The sequence below is a fragment of the Actinotalea sp. genome (genome assembly GCF_041597215.1).
In the GTDB taxonomy this organism is placed as follows: Bacteria; Actinomycetota; Actinomycetes; order Actinomycetales; family Cellulomonadaceae; genus Actinotalea.
This window is the reverse complement of the sequence record NZ_JBFHHB010000198.1, coordinates 1-5967: the sequence shown is the minus strand read 5'-3', so window position 1 is coordinate 5967 and position 5967 is coordinate 1. Positions and strand designations below refer to the sequence as shown.

The window sequence follows — 5967 nt, the reverse complement described above, 5'->3', positions numbered from 1 at the left end:
GTCAGCGTCGACGGTGGACCCGCGGTGACCGTCACGGGCACCTCGACGGTCTTCTCCTCGCTGACCGGCGGTCAGCACTCCGTCTCGGTCGTGGCCGTGAACTCCAAGGGCGAGGTCGGGCCGGCGTCGACGGCGTCCGGGACGACGCTCACCGTGCCGCAGGCACCGTCCCTCCAGCCCGCCGTGGTCGCCGCGAACGGGGTGATCACCTTCTCCTGGCTCCCCGGCGGCACCGGAGGGTCCGTGATCCTGGACTACGCCTTCACCCGAACCACGACCGACGCGCTCGGCGAGGTCACCACGGTGACCGGGACGGTGCCCGTCGCCGTCCCTGCCCTCGTGGTCCCCACCCTCCCCGGAGACACCGTCAAGGTGACGATCACCGCACGGACGGCCGTCGGAACGGGTGTCGGCTCCTCGCAGACCGTCACGATCCCCCTGCCGGATCCCGATCCGGGCGCCGGCTCCGGTCCTGGAGCCGGCGGATGAGCGCCGCCGGAGAGCGGCCGCCGCGAGAGCACCGTCCAGCACCCGTCCCGCCCGCCGTACCGAGGAGACCAGCGCCGTGACCATGACCACAGAGCAGACCGCGTGGTTCGCGCAGACCTTCGACTCCCTCGTCGAGAACGTCGGTCAGGCGCTCCTCGGCAAGGAGGAGTCCATCCGGCTCGCGCTGACCTGCATGCTCGCCGAGGGCCATCTGCTCCTCGAGGACGCGCCGGGGACGGGGAAGACCTCCTTGGCCAAGGCGCTCGCGGCCACCGTCCAGGGGACCCACAGCCGGATCCAGTTCACCCCTGACCTGCTGCCCTCCGACGTCACCGGCGTGACCATCTACGACCAGACCACACGGCAGTTCGAGTTCCACCGCGGTCCCGTGTTCGCCTCGGTCGTGCTCGCGGACGAGATCAACCGTGCCTCGCCGAAGACGCAGTCGGCCCTGCTCGAGGTGATGGAGGAGTCGCGCGTCACGGTGGACAACGTCGCGCACCCCGTCGGCCGGCCCTTCATGGTCATCGCGACCCAGAACCCGATCGAGCAGGCGGGCACGTACCGCCTCCCGGAGGCCCAGCTCGACCGCTTCCTCATCAAGACCTCGCTCGGGTACCCCGACCGTGCCTCGACGGTGCAGATCCTCGCCGGCTCGGCCGAGCGTGACCGCACGGCGAACCTCCTGCCGCGGATCACCACCCAAGCGGTGGGCGAGATGGCAGCGCTCGCCGCGTCGACGCATGTCGAGGAGTCCGTGCTCGACTACGTCGTCCGGCTCACCGAGGCGACCCGGGAGGACGCCAGCACGATCATCGGGGCGAGCGTCCGCGGTTCGCTCGCGCTCGTGCGCTGCGCGAAGGTGTGGGCCGCGTCGGACGGCCGCAACTACGTCCTGCCCGACGACATCAAGCTGCTCGCCGAGCCCGTGCTCGCGCACCGCCTCATCCTGGACACCGATGCGGAGTTCTCGGGTGTGCGGTCGCGTGAGGTGATCGCCCGGATCCTGGCCGAGACCGAGCCGCCGGCGTCGAGGCAGTGACATGAGGGTCCCCCGCCGGCTCCGGCGTGCCCTGCGCACGCTGCTGCGTCCGATCTCCGGGCTCGGCTGGGCGGTCGCCGGTGCGGGTGCGGTCATGACCGCCCTCGGGTGGCGGCTGGGCTGGGTCGAGGCGGCCGTCGTCGGGGCCGGCCTCCTGGGGGCGTTCGCCGTGGCGCTCGTGCTGACGATCGGCCGGTCCACCTACGCCATCGACCTCGGGGTCTCGGACCGTCGGGTGCGCGTCGGTCAGCGGGTCGCCGGCCGGCTCCTGGTCCGCAACGTCGGCCCCCGACGGCTCCTTCCCGCGCGGCTCGAGCTGCCCGTCGGTCACGGTCGCGCCGCCTTCCCCCTGCCCTCGCTCGCGGGCGGAGCCGAGCACGAGGAGCTCTTCGCCGTCCCGACCTCGCGGCGAGGGGTCATCCGGATCGGACCGGTGCTCTCGGTGCGGGGCGACCCGTGGGGCCTGCTGCGCCGTCGGGTCGCGTGGACCGATCTGCTCGAGGTGCACGTGCACCCCGAGATCACCCGGCTCGAGGCCACGGCGGTGGGCGTGCTGCGCGACCTCGAGGGCCAGTCGACGACGGTCGTCTCGGACGCGGACATCTCCTTCCACGCACTACGGGACTACGTCCCCGGCGACGACCGGCGGCACATCCACTGGAAGACGACGGCCCGCACCGGGACGCTCATGGTCCGTCAGTTCGAGGACACGCGCCGCACGCACACCGCCGTCGCGCTCGCCACGGGCCCCGGCGACCATCGGGACGACGACGAGTTCGAGCTCGCGGTGTCCGTCGCCGCCTCGATCGGCGTCCAGGCGCTGCGGGACGAGCACGACCTGACCTTCCTCGCGGGTGCGCGCCGGTTGCACAGCGAGAACTCCATGCGTCTGCTGGACGAGATCGCAGCGGTCGAGCGGGCCCCGGACGGGCACACCGCCGCCGAGCTCGCGGCCTGGGTGTCCTCGAGCGCTGCCGAGTCGTCTGTCGCGATCCTGGTGACCGGGTCGACCGCGGCGGACAGCCTCCTGCGCGGCCAGGTGCGCCACCTGCGCCCCGGCGTGCGGACCGTCGTCCTGACCTGCGCCGAGGGCGCCCCGAGCGCGGTGCGGTCCCATGGCTCGCTCTCGCTCGCCACCGTCGGCTCGCTCTCCTCCCTCGCCCGGGTGCTGCGGCGGGCGGTCGCCGGATGAGACGGCCGGGACTCGTGGTCGACGTCGCGGTGCTCCTCGGAGCGCTCGTGCTCGCGATGCTGCCGCTCGTGCCCGTCTTCGGTGCCTCGGCGCTCGTGGCGCCCGTGCTCGGCGGCCTCGCACTGGGCGCCGTGGTGGTGCTCGTGGCCCGGCGCCTCGTCTGGGGCACGGCCGTCACGGTGGCCGTCGCCATGACCGGCTACCTCCTGGCCGGGACGGCCCTCGCCGTCCCGGAGCTCGGCTTCGTGCGGCTGCTGCCGACGGCGGCCTCCTTGCGCGCCCTGCTCGCCGGCGCCGTCACCTCCTGGAAGGAGGTCCTGACGCTCGATCCGCCCCTGGGCGGCGGAGGGGGAGTGCTCGTCGCCCCGTACCTCCTCGCCCTCCTCGGCTCGATCGCCGCCCTCCGCCTCGCGACCCGACGCACGCGCCGCGCCGCGCCTGCCGCGGCGCTCGTCCCGCTCGTGGTGCTGCTGCTCAGCGTGCTGCTGGGGTCGGGCGAGTCGGTCCGTCCTGCGGCCGCCGGAGTCGTCCTGGTCCTCGGCCTGGGCACCTGGGCGAGCCTGCGTGCGGGGACGCTCGCACCACGCCGGGTGATCTCGTTCCTCGCCCTCGTCGCGGTCGTCGTGGGATGCGGAGCGCTCACGGGCCCGTTCGTCGCCGAGCAGAACCCGCGGTTCGTGCTGCGGGACGAGCTCGTCCCGCCCTACGACCCGAGCACGCAGAAGAGCCCGCTCTCCGCGTTCCGGGCCTTCGTCAAGGACCAGGGCGACGTGGAGCTCCTGACGGTCCGCGGACTGCCCGCCGGCGCACGGGTCCGGCTGGCGACGCTGGACGCCTACGACGGCGTCGTCTGGAACGTCGCCCCGGTCGACGCCGCTGACGGCTCGGGGCGCTTCCGTCGGGTGGGCGACGAGGTCGACGCGACCCTGCGAGGCACCACCTCGACCGTCGAGTTCACGGTGCACGAGCTCCCCGTCGACTGGCTGCCGACGGTCGGCTACAGCGAGCAGATCCGGTTCTCCTCCGACGACGTGAGCATGCGATCCCTCCTGCGCTACAACGACGCGACCGGAGCGGCCGCGCTGGTCGGCGGCATCCCCCCGGGCACGAGCTACACCGACGAGGTCGTCGTGCCCGTGCAGCCGACGGAGGACCAGCTCGAGGGGGCGGCCGTGGGATCCGTCGCGCTCCCGGAGCTCACCGGCGTGCCCGACGCGGTCGGCGAGTACGCGACCCAGGTGGCGGGCACGGCGACCTCCTCGGGTCTCATCGCCCGCAGCCTCGCCGAGGGCCTCAGCCAGCGCGGCTGGTTCAGCCACGGCCTGACGTCCCAGGGCGACTACCCGTCCCTGTCCGGCCACGGCGCCGACCGCATCACCACACTCCTCACCGGTTCGCTCATGGTCGGTGACGGCGAGCAGTACGCCGCGGCGATGGCCCTCATGGCGCGCGAGATGGGCCTGCCGGCCCGGGTCGTGCTCGGCTTCGTGCCCGAGGTGGCACCGAGCGACGCGGACACCCTGGAGGAGGTGACCCTCAGCGGGCAGGACATCCAGGCCTGGGTCGAGGTGAACTTCGCCGGGTACGGCTGGGTCGCCTTCGACCCGACGCCCGACCCGAGCCGCACCCCGAACGACGAGACCCCCGAGGAGGAGTCGGCCGCCCAGCCCCAGGTGCGTCAGCCCCCACCGCCGCCCGCCCCTCCCGTCGTGGCCCCCGATGACGACACCGAGCAGCCCCGCACGGACGACAACCAGGACCAGGACCTCCCCGGCACGTCATGGGCGCAGGTGGCCCGGATCGCCGGAGCCGTCGGGATCCCGCTCGTCCTCGTCCTCGGACCCCCGTTCGTCGTCGCGGCGATCAAGCGGCGTCGGCGTCGTGCCCGGCGCCGGGCGGCTGCACCCGTCGACCGGGTCGTCGGCGGCTGGCAGGAGCTGTGCGACCGAGCCGTCGAGCTGCGGCGTCCGATCCCCGGCTCGGCGACCCGACGCGAGATCGCCGTGGCGCTGGCGGGTCAGTTCGCGCCGGACGGACGGGACGGGAGCAGGAGCGCCGTCGCGGTCGGTGGGCCGCTCGCCGGTCTCGCCACCCGGGCGGACGCCTATGTCTTCGGCCCGCTGGAGCCGAGCCCCGAGCAGGTCGACGCGTACTGGACGAGCGTCGACACGACCGTCGCCACGCTGCGCACGGCGGTGCGTCGTCGTGACCGGATCCTGTCCCTGCTGCGGGTGGCGCGGCGGCGACGGACGAGCGACAGGCGCCCCGGGAGCGAGTGAGAAGCTCGGCGGTGGGGCTCATGACCCGGCGCCCTCGTGCCGATGACTCCCTGAGTGCCGGGACCGGTGCGTGTCGAGCGTCGAAGGAGGTGATCCCGGATGGGAGTCCCGGGATCGGTTCCCGCGACCGTCCGGCGGCGACTGGTCACGCTCCTCATCGACGGGGTCGCCGCCCTCGTCCTGGGCGGCGGCCTGCTCGTCGGCGGGCTCGCCGGCCAGTGGCGTCCCGACGGCACCCTGGGGCCCCCGACCGCGGTCACCCTCGTCGGCGCCGTCGTCCTCCTGCTCTTCGCGATCACCCAGTGGGCGCTGCTCGGGACCACCGGGCGGACCGTCGGCGGCCTGCTCACCTCGCAACGGGTCGTCGACCAGGACTCCGCCGGCCCGATCGGTCTGCGCAGGGCGTTGCTGCGCTGCCTCGTCGTCCTCCTCTCCTGCGTCGTCCCGGTGCTCGGCCCCGTCCTCCTCGTCTCCTCGAGCGCCTGGGATCCCCGCCGGCGGCGTCGTGCCTGGCACGACCGCATCGCCGGGACCGTCGTCCTCGACCTCGTCGTCGGTCTCGACCCCCGCACGGCGAGGTCGGGCGCCGTCGCCGCGACGACGGCCGGCCTGCTGACGACCCCGGAGGAGCGGCGGCTGCTGCGACCGGCACGCGCGGCACTGCCCGGCAGAGCAGCCGAGCCGGCCGGGCAGCCGGCCCCGTCGCCCGCGCAGCCAGGGGAGAGGACGCCACCTCTACCAGCAGCTTTCTGTTTAACCTTTCGCGTTCCGGTTCGGGCGGGTACGACGGAGTATCCGGAATTTCCGACAAGCTTTATGTTATTTCTCACAACATAATTAAGAAGCTGCCGGAGGAGGGGCCCTGCGTAATTGTCGGGCGCTGCGCGGACTACATTCTGAAGGACTGTCCGGAGGCTCTGCATGTATTTATTTACGCCGATATGCAGTTCAAGGCAGAGCGAATC

The 5967-nt window shown here is 73.2% G+C and carries 6 protein-coding genes; all 6 read left to right on the top strand.

The genetic code is table 11. The features are described 5' to 3' along the window. A partial coding sequence (locus ABWK99_RS12590) for a hypothetical protein (protein WP_372595046.1) occupies nt 1-489 on the top strand: 489 nt, incomplete at its 5' end. 82 nt (nt 490-571) lie between these two features. After that, nucleotides 572-1531: an AAA family ATPase gene (locus tag ABWK99_RS12585; RefSeq protein ID WP_372595048.1), complete on the top strand. Its 960-nt coding sequence runs from the start codon at nt 572-574 to the stop codon at nt 1529-1531. Nucleotide 1532: 1 nt separating this feature from the next. After that, nucleotides 1533-2723: a DUF58 domain-containing protein gene (locus ABWK99_RS12580; protein ID WP_372595045.1), complete on the top strand. Its 1191-nt coding sequence runs from the start codon at nt 1533-1535 to the stop codon at nt 2721-2723. Then, entirely contained in the window at nt 2720-5002 is a 2283-nt protein-coding gene (locus tag ABWK99_RS12575; RefSeq protein WP_372595044.1) for a transglutaminase family protein, read from the top strand. The genes ABWK99_RS12580 and ABWK99_RS12575 overlap by 4 nt, the downstream gene beginning before the upstream one ends. A 99-nt stretch (nt 5003-5101) precedes the next feature. Further along, nucleotides 5102-5839, top strand: a complete 738-nt coding sequence (locus ABWK99_RS12570) for an RDD family protein (protein WP_372595043.1) — start codon at nt 5102-5104, stop codon at nt 5837-5839. Continuing rightward, nucleotides 5752-5967 (top strand): AAA family ATPase (locus ABWK99_RS12565; protein WP_372595047.1); only part of this gene is annotated, 216 nt, incomplete at its 3' end. The genes ABWK99_RS12570 and ABWK99_RS12565, both read left to right, overlap by 88 nt.